17 protein-coding genes and 3 rRNA genes are annotated in these 24,568 nt (G+C 26.3%); all 20 read left to right on the forward strand.

Annotated features, from left to right (window positions below; translation table 4 throughout):
* Window positions 1-5: 5 nt before the first annotated feature.
* The 20 genes from tsf to D500_RS01855 all read left to right on the forward strand — a co-directional run bounded on the left by tsf (window position 6) and on the right by D500_RS01855 (window position 24,297).
* Window positions 6-893, forward strand: coding sequence for a translation elongation factor Ts (gene tsf, locus D500_RS01760; RefSeq protein ID WP_008362994.1), 888 nt, complete (start codon window positions 6-8; stop codon window positions 891-893).
* The gene (locus D500_RS01765) at window positions 893-1,498 is read left to right on the forward strand and encodes a hypothetical protein (protein WP_008362996.1); all 606 of its coding nucleotides are present in this window, start codon (window positions 893-895) and stop codon (window positions 1,496-1,498) included. The genes tsf and D500_RS01765 overlap by 1 nt, the downstream gene beginning before the upstream one ends.
* A gap of 134 nt (window positions 1,499-1,632) precedes the next feature.
* The gene (pyrH, locus tag D500_RS01770; protein ID WP_008362997.1) at window positions 1,633-2,346 is read left to right on the forward strand and encodes a UMP kinase; all 714 of its coding nucleotides are present in this window, start codon (window positions 1,633-1,635) and stop codon (window positions 2,344-2,346) included.
* Between the two features lie 10 nt (window positions 2,347-2,356).
* Window positions 2,357-2,905 (forward strand): ribosome recycling factor, encoded by a 549-nt coding sequence (frr, locus tag D500_RS01775; RefSeq protein WP_008363000.1) that lies wholly within the window; start codon window positions 2,357-2,359, stop codon window positions 2,903-2,905.
* 1 nt (window position 2,906) lies between these two features.
* A complete protein-coding gene (argS, locus tag D500_RS01780; protein WP_008363002.1) occupies window positions 2,907-4,571 on the forward strand; it encodes an arginine--tRNA ligase in 1,665 nt (554 codons plus the stop codon).
* 214 nt (window positions 4,572-4,785) lie between these two features.
* Window positions 4,786-6,312, forward strand: a 16S ribosomal RNA gene (locus D500_RS01785).
* A 229-nt stretch (window positions 6,313-6,541) separates the two neighbouring features.
* Window positions 6,542-9,437: ribosomal RNA gene (locus D500_RS01790) — 23S ribosomal RNA — on the forward strand.
* Between the two features lie 61 nt (window positions 9,438-9,498).
* A 5S ribosomal RNA gene (gene rrf, locus D500_RS01795) occupies window positions 9,499-9,607 on the forward strand.
* The 16S, 23S and 5S rRNA genes sit together here, the layout of an rRNA operon.
* Window positions 9,608-9,729: 122 nt before the next feature.
* Window positions 9,730-14,169 (forward strand): ABC transporter permease, encoded by a 4,440-nt coding sequence (locus tag D500_RS01800; RefSeq protein WP_008362873.1) that lies wholly within the window; start codon window positions 9,730-9,732, stop codon window positions 14,167-14,169.
* Between the two features lie 7 nt (window positions 14,170-14,176).
* A complete protein-coding gene (locus D500_RS01805) occupies window positions 14,177-14,785 on the forward strand; it encodes a hypothetical protein (protein WP_008362871.1) in 609 nt (202 codons plus the stop codon).
* Window positions 14,786-14,813: 28 nt separating this feature from the next.
* On the forward strand, window positions 14,814-15,866 hold the full coding sequence (gene pheS, locus D500_RS01810; protein ID WP_008362869.1) for a phenylalanine--tRNA ligase subunit alpha: 1,053 nt from the start codon (window positions 14,814-14,816) through the stop codon (window positions 15,864-15,866).
* 8 nt (window positions 15,867-15,874) lie between these two features.
* The gene (pheT, locus tag D500_RS01815; protein WP_008362868.1) at window positions 15,875-18,259 is read left to right on the forward strand and encodes a phenylalanine--tRNA ligase subunit beta; all 2,385 of its coding nucleotides are present in this window, start codon (window positions 15,875-15,877) and stop codon (window positions 18,257-18,259) included.
* Window positions 18,259-18,777 (forward strand): DUF177 domain-containing protein, encoded by a 519-nt coding sequence (locus D500_RS01820; protein WP_008362866.1) that lies wholly within the window; start codon window positions 18,259-18,261, stop codon window positions 18,775-18,777. The genes pheT and D500_RS01820 overlap by 1 nt, the downstream gene beginning before the upstream one ends.
* A gap of 14 nt (window positions 18,778-18,791) precedes the next feature.
* Window positions 18,792-18,971, forward strand: a complete 180-nt coding sequence (gene rpmF / locus D500_RS01825) for a 50S ribosomal protein L32 (protein WP_008362864.1) — start codon at window positions 18,792-18,794, stop codon at window positions 18,969-18,971.
* Between the two features lie 106 nt (window positions 18,972-19,077).
* A complete protein-coding gene (locus D500_RS01830; protein ID WP_008362860.1) occupies window positions 19,078-19,479 on the forward strand; it encodes a division/cell wall cluster transcriptional repressor MraZ in 402 nt (133 codons plus the stop codon).
* A gap of 8 nt (window positions 19,480-19,487) precedes the next feature.
* Window positions 19,488-20,414 carry a 16S rRNA (cytosine(1402)-N(4))-methyltransferase RsmH gene (gene rsmH / locus D500_RS01835; protein ID WP_008362858.1) on the forward strand — a complete coding sequence of 309 codons (927 nt, stop codon included), beginning with the start codon at window positions 19,488-19,490 and terminating at the stop codon, window positions 20,412-20,414.
* 8 nt (window positions 20,415-20,422) lie between these two features.
* On the forward strand, window positions 20,423-21,571 hold the full coding sequence (locus D500_RS01840; protein WP_008362856.1) for a hypothetical protein: 1,149 nt from the start codon (window positions 20,423-20,425) through the stop codon (window positions 21,569-21,571).
* Window positions 21,572-21,697: 126 nt separating this feature from the next.
* Complete coding sequence (gene ftsZ / locus D500_RS01845) at window positions 21,698-22,843, forward strand: cell division protein FtsZ (protein WP_008362854.1); 1,146 nt, start codon at window positions 21,698-21,700, stop codon at window positions 22,841-22,843.
* Window positions 22,844-22,854: 11 nt separating this feature from the next.
* Window positions 22,855-23,292, forward strand: coding sequence for a cell division protein SepF (locus D500_RS01850; protein ID WP_008362852.1), 438 nt, complete (start codon window positions 22,855-22,857; stop codon window positions 23,290-23,292).
* A 24-nt stretch (window positions 23,293-23,316) separates the two neighbouring features.
* Window positions 23,317-24,297: an alpha/beta hydrolase gene (locus D500_RS01855; protein WP_008362850.1), complete on the forward strand. Its 981-nt coding sequence runs from the start codon at window positions 23,317-23,319 to the stop codon at window positions 24,295-24,297.
* The last annotated feature ends 271 nt before the right edge of the window (window positions 24,298-24,568 follow it).

Raw genomic sequence — 24,568 nt, forward strand, 5'->3', positions numbered from 1 at the left:
AAAATATGGCAGTAGATGCAAAATTAATTAAAGAATTACGTGAAATCACTCAAGCAGGAATGATGGATTGTAAAAAAGCTTTAGAAGCTAGTGATAATAATATTGATAATGCTATTGTTTGACTAAGAGAAAATGGTTTAGCTAAAGCTGCTAAAAAAACTGACCGTGTTGCAGCTGAAGGAATTGTTTTAGCAAAAGAAAATGATCAAAAAGTTGTAATTTTAGAAGTTAACTCAGAAACTGATTTTGTTGCAAAAAATGAAAAATTCTTAAGCTTAGTTAATGAAATTGCTGATGCTTTATTAAATTCTCAAGCTTCAAGTTTAGAACAAGGTTTACAAGTAGTAACTAAATCAGGTCAAACTATTGAACAAAGTTTAATTTCAGCAACTGCTACAATTGGTGAAAAAATTGCTTTAAGAAGATTTGAATTAGTAACTAAATCAAGTGGTAGTTGTGTAATTTATAATCACGCTAATAAAAGAGTTTCAACTTTATTAGTATTTGATAACAAACTTGATTCAAGTGATGCTTATAATGTTGCAATGCATGTTGCTGCAATGGCTCCAAAATACATTAATATGGATCAAATTCCAGAAGACTTTAAAAATGCTGAAATGCACATTATTAAAGAACAAGCTAAAGATGATATTAAATTACAATCAAAACCTGCTAATGTTTTAGAAAACATTTTAAAAGGAAAATTATCAAAACGTTTAGCTGAAGTTAGTTTATTAGATCAATTATTTGTAATTGATGAAAGCTTTAAAGTTGGAGATTTCTTAAAATCAAAACATGTTTCATTAGTTAAAATGATTAGATATGAAGTTGGAGAAGGAATTGAAAAAGTAGTAACTAACTTTGCTGATGAAGTTGCTGCTCAATTAAAATAATGATTAGTTTTAATACAGAATATTTTGGAATTATTTCAGGTTTATTAATTACTTTTATTTTATTAATTAATTTGATGTTTAATTTCTACTTGTTTAAATTTACTAAAAAACAAGCTTTAGCTACTCACTATAATAAATTTTATTTTATTATCTTTTATACAATTTCATTTATAAGTTTAATTTTAGCAATTATAAGTTTAGTGTTATTTAATGTAAAAGATAAAGTATTTAGTCAAACTGCTAGTGAAAATCAAAAACTAGCTCCAACAATTGCTTTAAGTGTAATTAGTTTTATTTTATTAATTAGTAAAATTATTTTATTATTTATTTTTCTACCAAGATTTGCATTTAAAATTACTGAAAATGAAATTTTATATTTAGGTGAAAAAATTGAATTTAAAACTATTACAAAAATAATTGAAGATACTGAATCACATGCTTTATATATAAATTACAAACCTTCAAAAAGAACTTATAAAAGAATTAAATATCCAAAAGCTTGTCCATTTAATCAAGCACTTAAGCAAAGTACAAAAAGTACTAGTTTAGAAATTTCTAATCAAAATGCTAATGAGTATTTTAAAAATATAAAAGAATTATCTTAGAATAAAAAGTATGATTTGAAATCATACTTTTTTTATATACAACTTATAGATACTTTTTTTATTCTTATACTAAAGCTAATTATGTTTTTTTGTATAATTAAAAAGAGTTATTTTGAAGTATTTTGAGGTGAAAAATGAATTATAAATACAAAACGGTGCTTTTAAAATTAAGTGGTGAAGCTCTAAAAGGTGAAGCTGAAGTTTATGATAAAAAGTGCTTAGAAAACATTGCAAGTCAAATTGTACATTTAGCTAAAAACGGTCTAAAGTTAGGAATTGTTATTGGTGGTGGTAACATTTGACGTGGTAAATTAGGACAAAGTATCGGAATGGATGCTATTAATGCTGATTATATGGGAATGTTAGCTACAGTTATGAACGGATTAGCACTTGAAAGTACTATTACTAAAATGGGATATGACAAAATTAAAGTTTATTCTTCACTACCAATCAAAACAGTAACTGATGATTATAATTTTAAAAAAGCAAGAATTAAAATGAATGAAGGGTTTATTTCTATTTTTGTAGGAGGAACTGGTTATTCATATTTTACAACTGATACAACTGCAACAATTAGAGCAATTGAAATTGGAGCAGAAGTAATTTTAATGGCAAAAAATGGTGTTAAGGGTGTTTATGATAAAGATCCAAAACAACATGATGATGCTAAATTTATCAAACATCTTACTCATCAAGAAGTTGTTGAAAAACAATTAAGAATTATGGATCTAACTGCAGCTACTTTAGCAAAAGATGCTAATTTAAAGATTGAAGTTTTTGATATGAGTGGAGATAATAATATTATAAAAGTACTAGAAAATAAATTAGAATCAACAATTATAGAATAGGAATATGATTATGACTGATTTAATTATTAAAAATGCACAAGAGCAAATGAAAGAAACTATTGATGCATATGTTTTACATTTAAGACAAGTTAGAACTGGAAAAGCAAGTGGTGCTATTTTAGATAAAGTAATGGTAAATTATTATGGAAGTTTAATGCCATTAAACCAAATTTCTCAAATTACTACTCCTGAAGCTAATTTAATTATTATTAAACCATATGATAGAAACATAATTACTGAAGCAGTTGGAGCTATTCATAAAGCTGATTTAGGATTAAACCCTGTAAGTGATGCTACTTTAATTAGAATTCCAATAGCACCATTAACTGAAGATGTAAGAAAAGATCTAGTTAAAAAAGTTCATAAAGAATTAGAAGGTTATAAGATAAGAGTTAGAAACATTAGAAGAGATGCTATTGAAGAAGTTAAAAAAATTGAAAATATTTCAAAAGATTTAATTAGTGATAGTGAAGATCAAATTCAACAAGTTACAGATAAATTTATTAAACAATTAGATGATTTAACAAAAGAAAAAGAAAAAGAGTTAATGACAATATAATATGAACACAACTATTATAGAAATGTTTTATAATGATTTAAAAAACATTTGTCAAAAGCTAAATATTAATAAAGATCCAATTATTGAAATTAATAAAAATAATACACCAGGTTTATTATCAAGTTCTATTTGTTTAATTAGTAGTAAACAAGTAAATAAAAAACCAATCGAACTAGCTGAAGAATTTAAAAACCAATTATTATTAACTAATAATTATTTAAAAATAGAAATAGCTGGTCCTGGGTTTTTAAATGTACTAGTAAAACCTGAAATTTTATCAACAGTTATTAGTAATGTTTTAAGTTTAAAATCTAAATATGGAAATTTAGAAAAACAAAATAAAATTATTAATATAGAGTATGTTTCAGCAAATCCTACAGGATATTTACATATAGGTCATGCTAGAAATGCTGTAATTGGATCAGTTTTAGTAAATTTATTTAAAAAAGCTGGTTATAAAGTACAAACTGAATATTATATAAATGATGCAGGTAACCAAATTAATGTTTTAGCAGTAACTGTTTTTGTTCACTACTTACAAAATTTAAATATTGATGCTAAAAAACCAGAAAATTGTTATGCTGGTGATATGTATGATGATTTAGCAAAAATTATTATTGATCAATATGGTGATCAATTTAAAGATATTAAATATACTGATAATCAAATATTAGATGAAAATGTACATTTATTATTTAGACAAATTTCAACTGATTATTTTTTAAAAATCATTAAACAACAATTAGCTGATTTTAATGTAAAAATTAGACACTGATCTAGTGAACAAGAAGTTTATGATACTCATCAAATTGAAAAAGTTTTAAAATTATATGAACAAAAAAATGCTTTATATAAAAAAGATGATGCTATATTTTTAAAAACTACTCAATTTGGTGATGATAAAGATAGAGTCTTAGTTAAATCAGATAATACTTATACTTATATTCTTCCAGATCTAGCTACTCATAATTTAAGAATTAAAAGAACTAAAGCAGACAAATTAATTAATATATGAGGTGGAGATCACCATGGATATATTAAAAGAATGCAAGCAGGATTAGCTTTACTTGGAAATGATATGAACATTTTAGAAATCCAAATGGTTCAAATGGTAAGACTAATTAAAGATGGCAGTGAATATAAAATGTCAAAAAGAAAAGGTACTGCTGTTTGATTAGCTGATCTTTTAGAATTAGTTGGAGCTGATGCTTTAAGATATATGCTAGCAAGTAAATCTGCAAGTTCACATATGGATTTAGATCTAGATTTAATTACTTTAAAAAATTCATCAAATCCAGTTTATTATGCTCAATATGCAACAGCTAGATGTAATTCAATCTTAAATCAAGCTAAATCTAAAAAAATTAAACCTTTAATCAAACCTACTAATTTATTAACTAATCCAAAAGAAGTGGAATTGTTATTAATATTAGATAACTTTAAAGAAGTAATTAAAAATAGTGCAAATAATCGTTCAACTCAACAAATTTGTGATTATATTCAAACTATTTGTAAAATTTTTCATTCTTATTATGCAGAAATTAAAATTATTGATGAAAATGATTTACAATTAACTAGGTTGAGACTAGGTTTTATTAAAGCTATTTTACAAGTTTTAGAAAATGCCTTTTTTATCATTGGAATTCAACCAGTTGTAGAAATGTAAAAATTTTTTAAAAAAAATAGCAAAATATATTGCATATCTATTCTTGATTTTATATACTTATCATTGTGTGTTAAGAAGATTACTTCTTAATAATGACGATCTTTGAAAACTAAATAGAATAATTATTGTACAAATCTTGTCAAAAGATTTATTTGAGTAATAAAAAAACTTATAACAATAAAAATAGTCAGAATCGCTTTTATTTAACAATTTTTAAAATGAGAGTTTGATCCTGGCTCAGGATAAACGCTGGCGGCATGCCTAATACATGCAAGTCGAACGGAAGTGCTTGCACTTCAGTGGCGAACGGGTGAGTAACACGTATCTAACCTACCTTATAGCGGGGGATAACTTTTGGAAACGAAAGATAATACCGCATGTAGATCTTATTATCGCATGAGAAAAGATCAAAAGAACCGTTTGGTTCACTATGAGATGGGGATGCGGCGTATTAGCTAGTAGGTGAGATAATAGCCCACCTAGGCGATGATACGTAGCCGAACTGAGAGGTTGATCGGCCACATTGGGACTGAGATACGGCCCAGACTCCTACGGGAGGCAGCAGTAGGGAATTTTTCACAATGGACGAAAGTCTGATGAAGCAATGCCGCGTGAGTGATGACGGCCTTCGGGTTGTAAAGCTCTGTTGTAAGGGAAGAAAAAAATAAAGTAGGAAATGACTTTATCTTGACAGTACCTTACCAGAAAGCCACGGCTAACTATGTGCCAGCAGCCGCGGTAATACATAGGTGGCAAGCGTTATCCGGATTTATTGGGCGTATAGGGTGCGTAGGCGGTTTAGCAAGTTTGAGGTTAAAGTCCGGAGCTCAACTCCGGTTCGCCTTGAAAACTGTTTTACTAGAATGCAAGAGAGGTAAGCGGAATTCCATGTATGTGTAGCGGTGAAATGCGTAGATATATGGAAGAACACCTGTGGCGAAAGCGGCTTACTGGCTTGTTATTGACGCTGAGGCACGAAAGCGTGGGGAGCAAATAGGATTAGATACCCTAGTAGTCCACGCCGTAAACGATGAGTACTAAGTGTTGGGAAACTCAGCGCTGCAGCTAACGCATTAAGTACTCCGCCTGAGTAGTATGCTCGCAAGAGTGAAACTCAAAGGAATTGACGGGGACCCGCACAAGTGGTGGAGCATGTGGTTTAATTCGAAGCAACACGAAGAACCTTACCAGGGCTTGACATCCAGTGCAAAGCTATAGAAATATAGTAGAGGTTAACATTGAGACAGGTGGTGCATGGTTGTCGTCAGTTCGTGCCGTGAGGTGTTGGGTTAAGTCCCGCAACGAACGCAACCCTTGTCGTTAGTTACTAACATTAAGTTGAGAACTCTAACGAGACTGCTAGTGTAAGCTAGAGGAAGGTGGGGATGACGTCAAATCATCATGCCCCTTATGTCCTGGGCTACACACGTGCTACAATGGCTGGTACAAAGAGTTGCAATCCTGTGAAGGGGAGCTAATCTCAAAAAACCAGTCTCAGTTCGGATTGAAGTCTGCAACTCGACTTCATGAAGCCGGAATCACTAGTAATCGCGAATCAGCTATGTCGCGGTGAATACGTTCTCGGGTCTTGTACACACCGCCCGTCACACCATGAGAGTTGGTAATACCAGAAGTAGGTAGCTTAACCGCAAGGAGAGCGCTTCCTAAGGTAGGACTAGCGATTGGGGTGAAGTCGTAACAAGGTATCCGTACGGGAACGTGCGGATGGATCACCTCCTTTCTATGGAGATATTTATTTTACTGACTATTTAATTCTATTTAGTTTTCAGAGATCGTCAAACATCTCTGAAAAGTAAGATTGTTCTTTGAAAACTGAATATTAGATGAAATGCAATTTTCTGATTATAACAACATATTTATAATTAGATAATTATTACGAATTTTATTTCGTAATGACATCAAAACAATTAACTAAAATTAATTGAGTTACAAATTGCTAGAAAGATTTTCTAAAAAATAGTAAGAGCATATGGTGAATGCCTTGGAAAATGGAGCCGAAGAAGGACGTGACTACCTGCGATAAGTCTGGGGGAGCTGGAAGTGAGCTTCGATCCCGGAATTTCCGAATGGGGAAACCTAATATGATTTATCTCATGTTGTCTATAAGTGAATACATAGCTTATATGATGGGAACCTAGGGAACTGAAACATCTTAGTACCTAGAGGAAAAGAAAATAATAATGATTCTGTTAGTAGCGGCGAGCGAACGCGGAACAGGCCAAACCATCCTACGGGGTGGGGTTGTAGGACTTTTGTTCGAGTTAGAAAATCATTATATAATAGAAGCTACTGGGAAGTAGCGCCATAGAGGGTGATAGCCCCGTATATGAAATGTAATGATCTCAAAGAAGTATCCTGAGTACGGCGAAACACGTGAAATTTTGTCGGAATCTGCCAAGACCACTTGGTAAGCCTAAATACTACCATTTTACCGATAGTGAACCAGTACCGTGAGGGAAAGGTGAAAAGCACCCCGAAAGGGGAGTGAAATAGTCCCTGAAACCATATGCTTACAAGAAGGTAGAGCCCGTTAATGGGTGATACCGTGCTTTTTGTAGAAAGAGCCGGCGAGTTACTATTGCATGCAAGGTTAAGTTGATATAAATGGAGCCGTAGTGAAAGCGAGCCTTAATAGGGCGTTTAGTATGCAGTAGTAGACACGAAACCAGGTGATCTAGCCATGAGCAGGTTGAAGTTAGGGTAAAACCTAATGGAGGACCGAACCAGTATTCGTTGAAAAGACTTTGGATGACTTGTGGCTAGCGGTGAAATTCCAATCGAACCTGGAGATAGCTAGTTCTCCCGATATATCTTTAAGGATAGCGTTGTGTGAATTGTTATGGAGGTAGAGCACTGAATCTATGATGGCTGCACCTAGCGGTACTGATTAGAATTAAACTCCGAATGCCATAATTTGTGCACAGCAGTCAGAACATGGGTGATAAGGTCCATGCTCGTGAGGGAAACAGCCCAGATCGTCAGCTAAGGTCCCTAAGTGTAAACTAAGTGTGTAAGGATGTGGAACTGCACAGACAGCTAGGATGTTGGCTTAGAAGCAGCCATCATTTAAAGAGTGCGTAACAGCTCACTAGTCGAGTGATTCTGCGCCGAAAATGTACCGGGGCTTAAGTTTACCACCGAAGCTACGGATTGTATGTAAATACAGTGGTAGGGGAGCGTTCTAAATACAATGAAGTCAGACTGTAAAGACTGGTGGAGTGTTTAGAAGTGATTATGCCGGCATGAGTAACGTTTGGAAGTGAGAATCTTCCACGCCGTTTGACCAAGGTTTCCTGGGCAAGGTTCGTCCACCCAGGGTTAGTCAGGACCTAAGGCGAGGCTGACAAGCGTAGTCGATGGACAACAGGTTGATATTCCTGTACCAGTTAATTAGTGATGGAGTGACGAAGAAGGATAGTATATCCCGGGTGCTGGATGTCCCGGGCTAAGCACAAAGATGGCAATGTTGGCAAATCCGCATTGTATTAACATTGAAGTGTGAAAATAGGGGAGTGAACGGTTCGCCTAGTAACGAAGTATATGACTCCAAGCTTCTAACTTAATAATTAACTGCCTGTACCTAGAACGAACACACGTGGTCAAGGAGAAAATCCTAAGGCAAGCGAGATAACTGTAGCTAAGGAACTCTGCAAAATAACTCCGTAACTTCGGAAGAAGGAGTGCTCATCTATGATGAGCCGCAGTGAAGAGGGAGGGGCAACTGTTTAACAAAACACAGCTCTCTGCTAAGTCGCAAGACGATGTATAGGGGGTGACACCTGCCCAGTGCCGGAAGGTTAAAAGGAGAAGTCAGCGCAAGCGAAGCTTTGAATTGAAGCCCCGGTGAACGGCGGCCGTAACTATAACGGTCCTAAGGTAGCGAAATTCCTTGTCAGGTAAATTCTGACCCGCACGAAAGGTGTAATGATCCCTTCGCTGTCTCGGCTGCAAACTCGGTGAAATTTTAGTACCGGTGAAGATGCCGGTTACCCGCAACTAGACGGAAAGACCCCGTGGAGCTTTACTATAACTTGATATTGAAATTTGGTATGACGTGTAGAGGATAGGTGGGAGACTATGAGACTAGGACGCTAGTTCTAGAGGAGTCAACCTTGGAATACCACCCTCGTTATATTGGATTTCTAACTTGGATCTATTATTCAGATTAAGGACAGTGTCTGGTGGGTAGTTTGACTGGGGCGGTCGCCTCCCAAAAGTAACGGAGGCGCTCAAAGGTATCCTCAGTATGGTTGGAAATCATACATAGAGCGCAAAGGTAGAAGGATGCTTAACTGCGAGACTTACAAGTCGAACAGATACGAAAGTAGGACTTAGTGATCCGGCGGTCCCGTGTGGAAGGGCCGTCGCTCAACGGATAAAAGTTACCCCGGGGATAACAGGCTTATCTCCCCCAAGAGTTCACATCGACGGGGAGGTTTGGCACCTCGATGTCGGCTCATCGCATCCTGGAGCTGTAGTCGGTTCCAAGGGTTGGGCTGTTCGCCCATTAAAGCGGTACGCGAGCTGGGTTCAGAACGTCGTGAGACAGTTTGGTCCCTATCTGTTGTGGGCGTTGGAAAATTGAAAAGAGCTGTTCCTAGTACGAGAGGACCGGAATGGATGCACCCCTGGTGCTCCTGTTGTCACGCCAGTGGCACAGCAGGGTAGCTATGTGCAGAAAGGATAATCGCTGAAGGCATCTAAGCGAGAAGCCTCCTTTAAGATGAATTTTCCCATTCTTTTAGATGTAAGATCCCATGTAGACCACATGGTTGATAGGATGGATGTGTAAGTGCTGTGAGGCATTAAGCTAACCATTACTAATAGATCGAGTGAATTTTAGAAAATGCAATTTTAACTACATTTCAAGCTAATAATCAGTTTTCAAAGAACAATCAAAAATCAATCTGGTGGTTATAGCATAGAGGTCACACCTGTTCCCATGCCGAACACAGAAGTTAAGCTCTATTACGGTGAAGATATTACTTATGTGAGAAAATAGCAAGCTGCCAGTTTTAAGAACCCTAGTGGTTCTTTTTTTATTTTATTTTTTTAAAATCATTAATCTTTTATTAATAATTTATATAAAATACTATGTTAATTTATAATAATAATAGACTAAAGAAAGGAGAATTATATGCGACATATTGTTAAAAGCTATTTAAAAACTTTTTTTCAAAAAAATTATGTCTCAACATTTGGGATTCTTCTTTTTATAATTACTTTAGCAACTGTTATTATAGGAATGTTAGCTACACCTTTACAATTAAATAATAGAATCAATTATTTAGCAAAACATAACACTAGTTATAATTCAATATTAGATACTAAAACAATGAGTTATAATCCTGAGTTTAGTTATAATTATTTTTATTTAAATAAAGAAATTAATAATAAAGAAATTGATTATACTAAATTATCTGATCTTTATATAAGTGCAATTAATAGTCAATTAGAAAGTCATTTTGCAGATACAACTAGTGATAAAAAAGAAAATAATCTTTATATTTATGATTCTAATAAACCTGATGATAAAGTAAAAATCGATTTTATAGGTAATCTAATCAATAAAGACTTATTTAGATATAGAAATGGTGCTTTAATTAAAGTTGAATCTCATATCATTAATAAAAATCATAATAATACAACTAACAATTCAACTAGTTTTTCTAATGTTTTAAATCAAGTTTGAAAAAGAGTACTTGATGATTTTCATCAAAGTATGAGTGATGGTTTTTATTTAGATGATAAAGTTAAATTTGATTATATAGTTTCTGAAATTTTTAAATCTTATTCTCGTTTTAATAGTTTTTTAACTATTAATGAAATTAATTTAATTGACAAATCAGTATTAGCTTTAAAACTAAATGAAATTTTAAATAAATCTAATCAAAATAAAAAAGATGAACTAGTTAAATTTTTTACTTCTAAGTTAGATGGATTAAAAAAACAAATGCAAAATTATCAAAAAGAAAGGATTTATTTACCTTCCTTTTTAGTGTTTTCAAAACAATTTTCAAAGATTTTATCTGATGAAAAGTTTTTATATGATGATCGTATTTATTTAGTTGATCAGTTATTAAATAATGTAAAAGATTTTGCTTTACAAATCAAAAAGACTTTTAAAATTCAACAAACTTCAGTTGGTCAAGTATTACCATTTTTAACTTTACAACTAACTTCTGATAATCAAATATTTAAAAATACAAATAAAGATTTTAATCAAGTTCAATTTGATAAAAATCATAAAGAATCAAAATTAGCAAATAAATGAAATTCTAATATTAGTTATCAAAATAAAGTTAATCCAACTGAAATAGTAATTTCATCTTCTTATGCTAAAGCAAGACATTTAAAAATTAATGATGAATTTGTTATTCCTAGTTCTAATATTTCAGATCTTTATTTAAATTTAGTTAATAAAAAAGATGCTTATTATTTAAATTCAATTAACACTAAAATAGTTGGAATTGGTTCAACTTTTGATGATATAGTTTCAAAAAACTCAGCTACTGATTTTTTTCAAGATAAAACTAGTTATGTAGTTGGTTATACTAGTAAAGAATTTATAAACTCAATTAGAAATTCTAGATGAAACTTTGCAAACAAATTTGATACTTCTTATCAACCTAACTTTAGAGTTAAAAACTTAAATAACTCAACAACTCAAGATTTAAATAAACATCTAGTTATTAAATTTGATAAATGATCAGATCAAAGTTATTCAGTTTTTGATAAAAGTAGTTCATTAGTTACTGAATGATACTCTTTAAGAACTTCTCAAGCTATTAACTCAATTAAAGTTCAAGTAATTATTTATATTGTTATTGGAATTTTTGTTTTATTACTTTCATTTGTCTTTATTAACTTTGCATTAAAAAAAGAAATGAATGAAACAAGAAGACAAATTGGTATTTTTAAATCTTTTGGTTATAAAGTAGTTGAACTTTCTTGAATATTTGCTTTAAAAACTTGATTAACAATCTTTTTTGGATTAATTATTGGATATATATTATCAATTCCTATTCAAGTTTATTCATCTTCAAACTTTGTAAGTTCAGTAACATTTACTTTTAATAGTATTTATATTTCACCAACATTAATCATCTTTTTAGTTGGTATTATTCCTTTTGTATTTTTAATGGGTTCTTATTGAGCTTCAATTATTTATATAAAAGAACCAGTATTATCTTTAATGAATAATTTAAAAAAATCTAAAAGAACTAGAAGTGGTGCTTTTACTAAGTTATTATCAAAACATAATATTGGGTTTAACTATAGAATGAGATTATCTTTTATTAAAAATGCTAAAGGTAAATTTGCTGTAGTTCAAATTCTATTTGGTTTTGCTTCTTTAACTTATACTTTATTATTTGTAGCTCAAGCTATTTTATTTCAATCAATTAATCAAAGTCTAGCAACTATTAAAGAAGATGTTATTACAAAATCAGTATGAAATGTTAATAAAAAAATTGATAATACTAGTACAAATAATAAGTTAGGTTATACTGATAAAAATGATCCTAAAACTAGACAAACTCTAACATATCATGATTTAAATAAAAAAGATATTAATACTTATTTAAACACTACTTTAAAACAAACTGATAGTAGATACAGAGTTGAGTTATTTTTAAAAATTTTAAATAATACTTTTAATTTGGCTTCAAATGATAAAAAAATTGAAATGATTTTACCAAGGAAATATGCTAAAAAAACTTTAACTCCATTTTTACAACCTGGTAAAACTAATAATGATGATTATGAAGTTTTAACTAATAATAATGATTATTATTTAAGTTATATTAGTAAATTTAATTTATATAATCAAAATCCAAAATGACAAACTGCTTTAGATGATTTTAAAAATAATAAAGAAATAAAATTAACATTTAAAAATTTAAATGATAATAGTTCATATAAAGTGTTTTATGATTTAGATAAGATTAAAAAAGATGAATTGCAAAACACTATCATTGGTTTATCATCAATTAGAGATAATTCAAATAACACATTGTTTTTAAGTTCTTTTGCTAAAATCTTTTCTTATAAATTAGTACAAGCTTATAGTTTATTTGAAGTATTTATTAATTATAAACAAACACAAAATATAGATAAAGCTTGAGAACTTTTACAAAAAGATAATGACTTATTATCATTTAATCCAGGTAGTCAAAAATATTGAACTATTGCAAATAACCCTTTATTAGAAAAAGTTATTAAAAATAATCTATTAAAAAAACCTAATAAAGATAAAAATAATTTAGCTTCAAATATTAATTTTTCAATTGATTCTTTATTAAATTCAACTAGCTTATCAAATGCTAGTCAAAGTATTTTACTAGCTTCAATGATAATGCAAAACTTAGAAAATAATTTTACTAAAAATCCAATTGTAAGTTTTAATCAACTATTTTATGATTCATCAACAGATTTATTAGCTGCTATATTAAGAGCTTCAAATAGTGATATTTTAAATCCTGGATCTTATGCTTTAAACTTATATAGATTAAAAGATCATAAGTTTGGTGATATTAATCAGTTTTTAAACTTTAAAGGTGTAAGTATTAATGGTTTTGAAAGTTTATTAGAACTACCAAAAAGACATAATAATTTACCAACTTTTAATGTTATAGTTCCTTATTATTATGCAAAATCTAAAAATTTAGATATTAATAGTAAAATTTTTGTTGAAACTAGAACTACTTTTGTTAAGAAGTTTGTTTTAAATGTAGTTGGAATTAATAAATCTGAAACTTTATCAATTTCAAAAGTTCCAGATATCATATTAGATTATGATTTATTTGCTAGTGAAATGTTTTCTGATGATTTATATAAAAATAATAATCCTTTAATTTTTAACCAATTGTGAAGTAAAAATAAAATCTTAGAAGGAACAATTAACTTTACTAAATTAGATGATTCATTTAAAACAATCAAATATTATGGAAATAATTTAGCTATTGATATTAACAAAAATGCTCCTATCTTTTTATCATTATATTCAAATATCTTTAATGAATTTCATAGTTTTATTTCTAAATATAATGAACTAGATCAACAAACAGATATTTATAACACACCAAACCCTACGCTTGAAACTATAAGTAGGTTAAATTCAAAAGTGTTTAACTTTAATCTAGCAAAACAAGCAATAAGTAAAATTATTACAATTACAAATCAAGTAATGTCGTTATTTATATTATTAGTAAGTTTATTATTAACAATTATTTTAATTGTTGTTATGAATATAGTTGTTGATGAAGCTAAGAAAACTATTTTAACACTAAGAGCAATTGGGTATGAAAATAGTGAAGTTAATTGAATTGTTATGGGTAGTTATATAATTGGAGCTATAATTTCATTTATTATTGCTTATTTATTATCTAATTTAATTTGATGGTCATTTTTATATTATGTAAGTTATAAATGACATATTTATATATTCTTAGCGTTTGATTTTAAAACTTTATTTGTAACATTTACAGTAATTGCATTTGTTTTATTTATTGGTTGATTATTTTCAGATAAACAAGTTAAAAAAACTCCACTAACTCAAGTAACTCAAGCTGAATAGGAAAAATATGATTGACTTTTTAACAATTAAAAATAACTTTTTTAAAAATAGTGTTTCTAAAAATCAAAAAACTAAATATTTAGATATAAATATTAATTGAAGTTTTTCTGATTTTGAAGATATTTTAAATAAACCTAATTTTATTACTTATTTACAAAACTCTTCTAAATTAAATTTTTCTTATTTAATGATTGATGCAATTGAAAATAAAATTGATCAAATTAGAAATTTATTTAAAAAAACAAATTTAGCTTGTATACAGTATTTATTAAAAACAAATAATGATCATTTTATTGAAATTAATTATAAGAAGTTTTTATTAACTAGTTATACAGTTTTAAAAACTTTTATTAATGAGATTTTTATTTATTGGATTTTTAATGATGCTTTAAAAAATGATTGAATCGAGTTTAATAAAGTTTATGATAATAATTTAATGTATGATTATTATTTTGAAAAATTAGAACTAGATTTTCAAAAAAACTTATTTACTATTATTAAAGCAATTAATAAAAAAATAAATGATCCTGTAATTAGAATTTTAATTTCAGCTTATATTGAAGATATTAATAATAAACAAACTTATTTAAATCAAACTTATAAGAATTTAAAATAAAATATAAAGTGTTTAGAAAGAAAAACTTATGATAGAACAATTAAATGAAATTTTAAATAACTTTAAAACTAAATTAAAAGATGTTAAAGATTTAAATGATTGAGAAGACTTAAAAAAAGAATTTATAGGTAAAGATTCAAGTTTAAATTCAATTTTAAAATCAATTAAATCAATTAGTAATGAACAAAAACAACAAATTGGAAAATTAGCTAATCAAATTAGAGTTGAAATTATTGATAAATTAAATGAAAAACAAGAAGAGTTAAAAACTAAAGAATTATTAGTAAAATTAGAAAAAGAAAAAATCGATGTTAGTTTATCAAACTCTAGTTTAAAATTTGGTTCAAAACACATTTTAAATATTGTTATTGAAGAAATTAGTGATATTTTTACTGAAATTGGTTTTGAAATGGTTAGTGGAACTGAAATTGAATCTGATTTGTTTAACTTTCAAAAACTAAATCTACCTGTTGATCATCCAGCAAGAGATATGCAAGACACTTTTTATTTAGATAATAATTTAGTTTTAAGAACTCATTGTACTAATATGACTTCAAGAATGCTAACAAAATTAGCTAGTTTAAAAACTGATGATAATAATTTAGCTGTAATTAGTTATGGTAATGTTTATAGAAGAGATGATGATGATGCAACTCATTCTCACCAATTTATGCAAATTGATGGATTTGTAGTTGGAAATAAAATTAGTTTTGCTAATTTAAAATGAATTTTAAAATATATGTGCCAAAGATTATTTAACAAAAACGTAAATATTAGACTACGTCCAAGTTATTTTCCATTTACTGAACCTAGTGTTGAAGTTGATGTTAGTTGTTTTAAATGTGATTCAAAAGGTTGTTTTATTTGTAAAAAAACTGGTTGAATTGAGATTTTAGGTGCTGGAATGATTAATGAACAAGTTTTAAAATTAAACGGTTTAGATCCAAATAAATGTTCAGGATTAGCTTTTGGGATTGGAATTGAAAGAATTGCAATGTTAAAATTTAACATTTCAAATATTAGAAACTTTTATGAAAACAATGTTAAGTTTTTAGAGCAATTTAAATTTTATTCAGAATAGGAGTTTATATGATTATTACAAGAAACTGATTAAATAAATATCTTGATTTAAATAACATTTCAAATGATCAAATTAATGTTTGTTTAAATTCTTTAGGATTTGAAGTTGATAATGTTTATGATCTAAACTCATTAAATTCTGAATTAATTTTAGGTTATGTAGAAAAATCTGAACCAATCACAAACACTCATTTAAGATTAAATCAAGTCAATATTGGTTCTAAAGTTTTACAAATTGTGTGTGGTGCAAGTAATGTTAATAAAGATCAATTTGTAATCATTGCTCCTATTAATTCAACTATTGCAAATGGTTTAACTTTAACTAATAGAAAAATTCAAAATCATGAATCACAAGGAATGATTTGTGCTTTAAATGAAATTGGAATTAGTTCTTCAGTTATTAATAAAGAAGATCAAGTAAAAATTTATAACATTTTTGATCATAATTTAGATCTAAAAAAATATATCGGAAGTGATGTTAAAAAAATTATTGGATTAGATGATTATTTATTTGAAGTAGATTTAACTTTAAATAGAAGTGATTGTTTAGCTAGTTTTCAAATTCTAAAAGAAATTGCAAATTACTTTGATTTAGAAATTAAAAACTTAGATAATAATTTTTCTAATTTTAATAAAAATACTTTAGATTTAAAAATTGATTTAGATAATAAAATTAAAGATCAAGTTAAAACTATAAGTTATTCATATTTTAATTTAAATAATAAAATAGATAAATTAGATGCAAAAGATGATATATTTTTAAAAATAAATCAAATTAGTTCAACTAATAATTTAATTTCTGATCTTAGTTTAATTTCAAGTTTATCAACTGCTCAAGCTCATATTTTAATTGATCTAGATAAACTAAATAATTTAAATCTAAAACTAGAATTTGTAAATCATGAAAATAAACAACTTTTATGTTTAACAAATGATAATCAAATTATTAATATTATTGGGTTACAAACTGAAGATAAATTTAATGTTGATTTTAATTCAAAAAATGTTTTAAACATTATGTTAAATATTGAACCTAATTTGATGAGAAAACAACAAAAACTTTTAAACATTTCAAATACTAATCTACAAAGATATATAAAACCAATTAATCCTAATTTATTTAATTTAGCTAATCAATGTTTTACTAATTTATTAAATAGTTATTCTTTAATTAATAAAGCTTATGAAGTTAAGATATTAAAACAAACTTTTAAAAATATAGAACAACTAGATATTAAACTTAATCAAATTAATGACTTATTAGGAACAAATCTAACTATTGATCAAATTAAAAGTTTATTTAAAAAATTAGATTTTAAAATCACTAATAAAAATGATTTATTAACTTTTAAAATTGATCCAAACAGAATTGATATAGCTAGTAGAAATGATTTATGTGAAGAAGTTGCTAGATTATATTCATATGATAAAATCCAAGAAGTTCCTTTAACATTTACTAGTTTTAAAAAACCTAAAAACTTAAATTTAAAACTAGAAAATAAACTAACTAATTATTTAATTGGATTAGGGTTTAATAATACTAAAACTTATTCTTTAACTAGTTTAGAAGAAACTAATCATTGAAATTTATTTAATATTTCTGATTTTATTAATTTATTATCACCATTATCAAACTTAAGACAAACTTATAGAACTAATTTAAGTAAATCTTTAATTGATGTAGCTATTTATAATCATTCTATTAATAATAAAGAATTAAAACTTTTTGAAATAGCTGATATTTATAATTTAAAAGATTTAAAACAAAGACATTTAGTATTTTTAACAAGTAATCATATTTATAAAAACAGTTTAAATCACCAATTAGTTGAAAATAATTTTTACTATAATAAAGAAATTTTAGAAAATATTTTTAATTTATATAATTTAGATTTATCAAAAATTAAATATGTTAATAATATTGATGTTATTAAAGAAATTCATCCATATATAAATACTACTATTTATTATCAAAACAAACTTATAGGATTTTTATACAAATTAAATCCTAAATTTGAACAAGAAAATAAGTTAAACCAAACTTTTGTATGTGAAATTAAATTAACTATTTTAAATGAATTAAAAAATAACTTAATAGAAGCAAAACACTTAAGTAAGTTTCAAAGTTCTTCAAGAGATATAACTATTGAAATTTCAAATGATTTAGCATATCAAGATGTTTTATTAAAAGCTTTAAATGATGTTAAATATCTAACAAGTAGTAAAGTTGTTGATTTATATTTAGATGATAATTTAATTAAAAATAATAAAAAAGCTTTAACAATTCAATTTGTATTTAATGATTTAGATCATCAATTAGTTGAAAATGAAATTAATGAGCAATTTGAAAAAATAATTTCAAATATTAAAGAAATGAAAGTAGTAATTAGATAATGAAACTAGTATTTAATCAAAATGATTTTAAATTAAAAAAACATTATGAATTAAAAGAAGAACTAATTGATTTAGATCAAATTAAATCTAATAACATTTTAGTTAAATCTTTTGATTTTATTAATTATGATTTAGATCTTGATTATAATGAATCACTTAAAATTATTACTATTAATGGAGTAATAAATTATACAATATCTGCAACTGATTGTAGAACTGGTGAATTAATCAAATATAGTGATTATATTGATTGAAATGATGAGTATAGTTTTACAAATAGTAGTGATTTTAACACTAATATTATTATTGGTGATGAATTTAATTTAAAAGATTATATAATTGAACAAATAAATCTAAATATTCCTTTCAATTTAACTTTAAATAATGATATACTTAATAAGTATGGTCTTGGATGAAGTTTAGAAACTGAAGATGAATTTATTACTAATAAATCTAATCAAACTGATCCTAGATGAGACCAACTTGATAATATTAAATTAGATGATAAAAACAAATAAGGAGGTGTATTAACATGGCAGTACCATTTAGAAAAACTAGTAAATCTGCAAAAAACAAAAGAAGAAGTCATTTAGCACTTTCAGCTGCTAGTTTAGTGTCATGTACTAATTGTGGGGCTATGATTAAACCTCATCATGTATGTAAAGAATGCGGATTTTACAAAAACAAAGAAGTTAAAGTAGTAGAAGCATAATAACATTAATTAGTAATTTGGTTGTATTTAATACAACCTTTTTTTATTTTAATTTTAAAGTGGTATATTAATTATAAATAGTGGGTTAAAGTGGGTGATAAATGAAATGTTATTTGGAACGTATGAACATTGTATGGATGCAAAACAACGTTTGACTTTACCAGCAAAACTAAGAAATAAACTTTCAAATCCAGTTTATCTAACTAAAGGACATGAAGCAGATTTAGAAATTTGATCAAAAGATGATTTTTTATTACAAATTAAAGAAATTTTAGATCAAAAAAACGATCAAAAAGATATTAGAAATATTGAAAGAATTATTTGATCAAATACTGTTGAACTTGATATAGATAGTTTAGGTAGAATTAAGATTCCTTATAATATAATTCAAAGTTTAAATATTGAAAAAGATGTTTTTATTTTAGGATTAGGTAATCGATTAGAAATTTGAAGTAAAAATAAATATAATCAACATAAAAATCAACTTGTAGTAAATATAAATAGGTAGGAAATTTTATGGATAAACATATTCCAGTTTTATTAGAAGAAAGTATTAAATATTTAAATATTAAACCTGATGGTATTTATGTTGATTGTACTTTAGGAAGAGCTGGTCATTCTAGTGAGATTTTAAAACAACTTAATCAAAAAGGTTTTTTATATGCAATTGATCAAGATCAAATAGCAATTGAACAAGCAAAAGAAAAACTAGAAAAAATTAGTAACAATTTTTTATTAATTCAAGGTAATTTTTCTAATCTTTCAGCTTTACTAGCAATAAATAATGTTTTTAATGTTGATGGTATTTTATATGATTTAGGTGTTTCATCTCCTCAAATTGATATACCTAGTCGTGGTTTTAGTTACAAGTTAGATGGTCCATTAGATATGAGAATGGATACTAATACTAGTTTAACTGCTTATGAAGTGATTAATAATTATTCTGAAGCTCAAATTTCTGAAATTTTATTTAAATATGGTGAAGAAAGTTTTTCAAAAAGTATTTCTAAAAAGATTGTAGAATCTCGTCCAATTAATTCAACATTACAACTTGTTGAAGTAATTAGATCAGCTTTGCCTCAAAAAGTTCTAAAGCAAAAAAAACACCCTGCTAAAAAGACTTTTCAAGCTTTAAGAATTTATGTTAACAATGAATTAATTGTTTTAGAAAATTCTTTAAAACAAGCTTTAGATCTTTTAAATAGTAAAGCAAGAATTTGTGTTATTACTTTTCATTCTTTAGAAGAAAAAATTGTTAAAAATATTTTTAATAATAGTACAAATTATTTTCAAGAACAATTATTAAGTAATCTACCAATTAAAGCTGATTTAAATTCTAAATTTAGATTAGTAATTAAAAAACCAATTAAACCTAGTTTATTAGAATTAGAAAAAAATCACCGGTCACATAGTGCAAAACTTTGAGTAATTGAAAAAAACTAGAGGTATTTATGGATAAGCAAATTTTTCCAATCATTGAATTTAATAAAAATACTATTAACTTTCAAATTATTAAATATTTTAATGATCAAGCTATTATTTTATATAAAAACACTTATGTATCTAGTGAAAGTGAAATTTTAGAAAAAGATCAAATAAAAGATAGTTTAAATGTTTATAAGTTTTTAGCCAATTGCTTTAGTGATTTTGAAAAAAACTCTAGTTTTGCAAAAATTAAACAAGTAGGTTTAATGATTTCAAATTCAATAAATATTACAAAAAAAGTTACTAATTATGATTTAAAGTCAAAAGATAAAAAAAGTAATTTAAATACTAATTTAGATTACATTGTTAAAAAAATAAATAAATTACAAGTTTTAGATGATTCAGATTTAAAAATATTAGATTCTCATTTAATTGAATTACAAGTAAATAATAATATAGTTGATTATCAAAACTTAGATAAATATTACATTAATAATAATGATAATAATAAATTAGTAATGACATTTTTAGAACTATCAATTAGTAGTGAGTTATTTTATTTATTAGAAAAAATATTTAACAAACTTTATAAACAAATTGTATTTATAAAACCAAAAATTGTATGTCTAAACCAATTAGTTAAAAGTCAATGTAAAGAACAAAAACTAGTAATAAATTGAAATTGAGATGAAATTGAAGTTGGTGTGTTTAATAACAATGTTTTATTAAAAATTTTAAAATTTTCATTTGGAATAAATAAAATTATTAGAAATCTAAGTCAAACATTAAATATAAGTTTTGAAATGAGTAAAGATTATTTATTTAATAATTTAGATTTAAGTTCTTATAATATTGATAGTTTAAATGTATTAAGTTTATGAAATAGTTCAGAAAATAAATTAGAAACTACTAATGGAAAACAAATAAAACAATTAATTAAATCTATTATTAGTGAAATTTATAAAACTGTTAAACAAAATGTTTTAAAAGATGAAAATATAAATAATTATCAAATTTATAATTTTGGTTTAATTAATAAAATTATAGCTATTGATACAATTTTAAATGAATTTAAAAACGATCATTTTATTAATAATAATTTTATAGGAGATATAGATTTTGAACAAGATTCATCATCTTTTATTGGTGCTAGTTTAGTCTTAAAAAATGCCTAATTTACTAATTAAAATGAAAAATTAGCAAATTTTATTAAAGCTTTTTTGATAATTTATAAAAAGCACTAGTAAGATAAAAAAACTTATAAAAAATCAATATATTATTATTATTAGAAAGGGCTAAATATGACAAACGAATTTAAACAAATAGCAAGAATTAAAGTACTTGGTGTTGGTGGGGCTGGAAATAATGCCATAAGAAGAATGTTTGAAGAAAATGTTCAAGGTGTTGAATTTTATATTATAAATACAGATGCACAAATATTAGAATCATCACCAGTACCAAACAAAATTATTTTAGGAGAAAAAACTACTAAAGGATTAGGAGCTGGAGGAAATCCTGAAGTAGGAAAAGCAGCAGCAATTGAAAGTGAAGAAGAATTAAGAAAAGTAGTTGAAGGTGCTGATTTAATCTTTATTGCTGCTGGAATGGGAGGAGGTACTGGAACTGGTGCTGCTCCTGTAATTGCTAAAATTGCTCAAGAATCTGGAGCTTTAGTAATTGGAATTGTAACTAAACCATTTATTTTTGAAGGAAGACATAGAAATGTTAATGCAAAAGAAGGTTTAGAAGAATTAAGAAAATATGTTGATTCAGTTATCGTTGTTTCAAATGATAAATTACTTGAATACATTGGATCAATTCCAATTGCTGAATCATTTAAAGAAGCAGATACAATTTTAAAACAAGGTGTACAAACTATTACTGATTTAATTGCAGTACCTGCAACTATTAACTTAGACTTTGCAGATGTTAAATCAGTTATGTCTAAAAAAGGAAATGCTTTATTTGGAATCGGAGTTGCTTCTGGAAAAGACAAAGCTATTGAAGCAGCAAGAGAAGCAATTTCATCAAAATTATTAGAAGCTTCAATTGAAGGAGCAAAAGACATTATTGTAAATATTACTGGTGGAAGAACTGTAAGTTTAAATGATGCTTATGATGCAGTTGGAGTTATTGGTCAAGCTGTAAACAATAAAGATTTAAACATTGTTTTTGGTATGGCTATTAATGATGATTTAACTGATGATGATGAAATTATTGTTACAGTTATTGCGACTGGTTTTGAAAACAAAAATTTGCAAAACCAAGAACCTAATATTTTAAAAAACCCAAAAATAGAACCTGTAGTGCAACCTCAACCAACTAAAGTTGTTGAACCTGTAGTTGAAGAAGAAACAGATGAATATGATGATGAAATGAGTGCAACTACAAATGACGATACTGAAGAAGACTTTAATGATGATGATTTTCCAACATTCTTAAAATAGGAGACTAAAATATGTTTTTTAAAAAGAAAAAAAATTTTTTTAAACATGATGAACAAGATCATGATCAAATTGAGTTAGAATTAACTGATTCTGATATTTTTGAACAAGAAAGTCCTATTTTAAAAGATAGTTATACTCAAACAACTAATCAATTTAATCAAAATCATCAATCAAATACTTCAAATAATCAAAACACTTCAAATATGAATCATTCAGATATGAATAAAAGTCCTATTAATACTTATGTGTTTAGTCCAATGAAATTTTCTGAAGTTCAATCAATTGTTGATACTTTATTAGAACACAAAGTAGTAGTTGTAGATTTTAAAAACTTAGATGATAATAAAGCTAAACGTTTTAAAGATTTTTTATCTGGAGTTTTATATGTTAAAAAAGGTGAATACATTAGACTTAATGAAAATATTTATAAATTTATAATTAATTTATAGTTTATTACTTATTTAATATTTAAGATGAATGAAAAATATCCTAATCTAGCAAAAACTATGATTAATATGTGAAACTCTAGGTTTTCAAAAACTATTCATAAAAGAGATGAAGGTTTTGCTATTAATTTTAGCCCTATTAAAATATTTTCATTTTTAAACTCTATCAATAGAAATTCAAATAAAAAGTTAAAAATTAATGAATATAAAAACCCCAATTTAAATTTTTGAATTTATTCATTAGATAATACTAAACTAGCTGCAAGTATTTGGTTAAATGAAAAAGAATCAAATAAATGAGTAATTGGAGTGCACGGTTATAATTCTAATCGTTTAGATGTTTTATATTTATTATGACATTATCAAAGTTTAGGTTATAATATCTTAACTTTTGATTTTAGAAATCATGGTATTAGTGATTCTAATTGTATAACTTGAGGTTATAAAGAAAAATGAGATCTAATTGCTGTAGTTAATTGGTTAATTAAACATTATGATGTTAGTTTAATTGGACTAGTTGGTACTAGTATGGGCGCTTTTACAACTAATTATTTTTTACTAACTGAAACTGAGTTAATTAAAAAAGCAAACATTAAATGAGCAATTTCAGATTCTTCATATATGTCAGTTAAAAACCTTTTACAAAGAATGATTAAAGATTATTCTCCTAAGTTTTTAAATAATCTTTGAAAAGATGTTTTAGATGATATTTTAAAAATCTATAATACTGAATATGATGTTGATTTGACTAAATTAGATTTTGCTAATTTAATTCAAATTAATACTAAATATATTCCAGTTTTATATATTCATAACCGCTTAGATAAAGTTACTAGTTATTTAGATAGTTTTAGAATGTATCAAATGAAAAACAATATTGAAAACAGTTTAGATAATCAAATTGAAATTTATGATCATGGTACACATCATACAAAATCAATTATTGAATTTGAAAATGAATATATAACTAAAAGCTTGAATTTTGTTAAATTACATGAAAATAAATAATTCTATAATTTAATAATCATTTTAATAATGTAATGTTTTTATTAGTTTATTAATCTTTAAAAGATCTTAAAAAATAATGAAATTAAAAATAAGTCAGAATTGACTTATTTTTTTATTAAATAAAAATTTAAAAAAGTATAATATTTTTGTTAAGTTAAATATGATTCAACTTTATTTAAATAACTATAAAAAATTAGACAATAAGTTTAATTTAATATAAAATATTTTTAATATAAAAAGACACATTTTATAAATAAACTTTTTGCAGAGA

The sequence above is a fragment of the Mycoplasma feriruminatoris genome (assembly GCF_000327395.2).
GTDB classification, from domain to species: domain Bacteria; phylum Bacillota_I; class Bacilli_A; order Mycoplasmatales; family Mycoplasmataceae; genus Mycoplasma; species Mycoplasma feriruminatoris.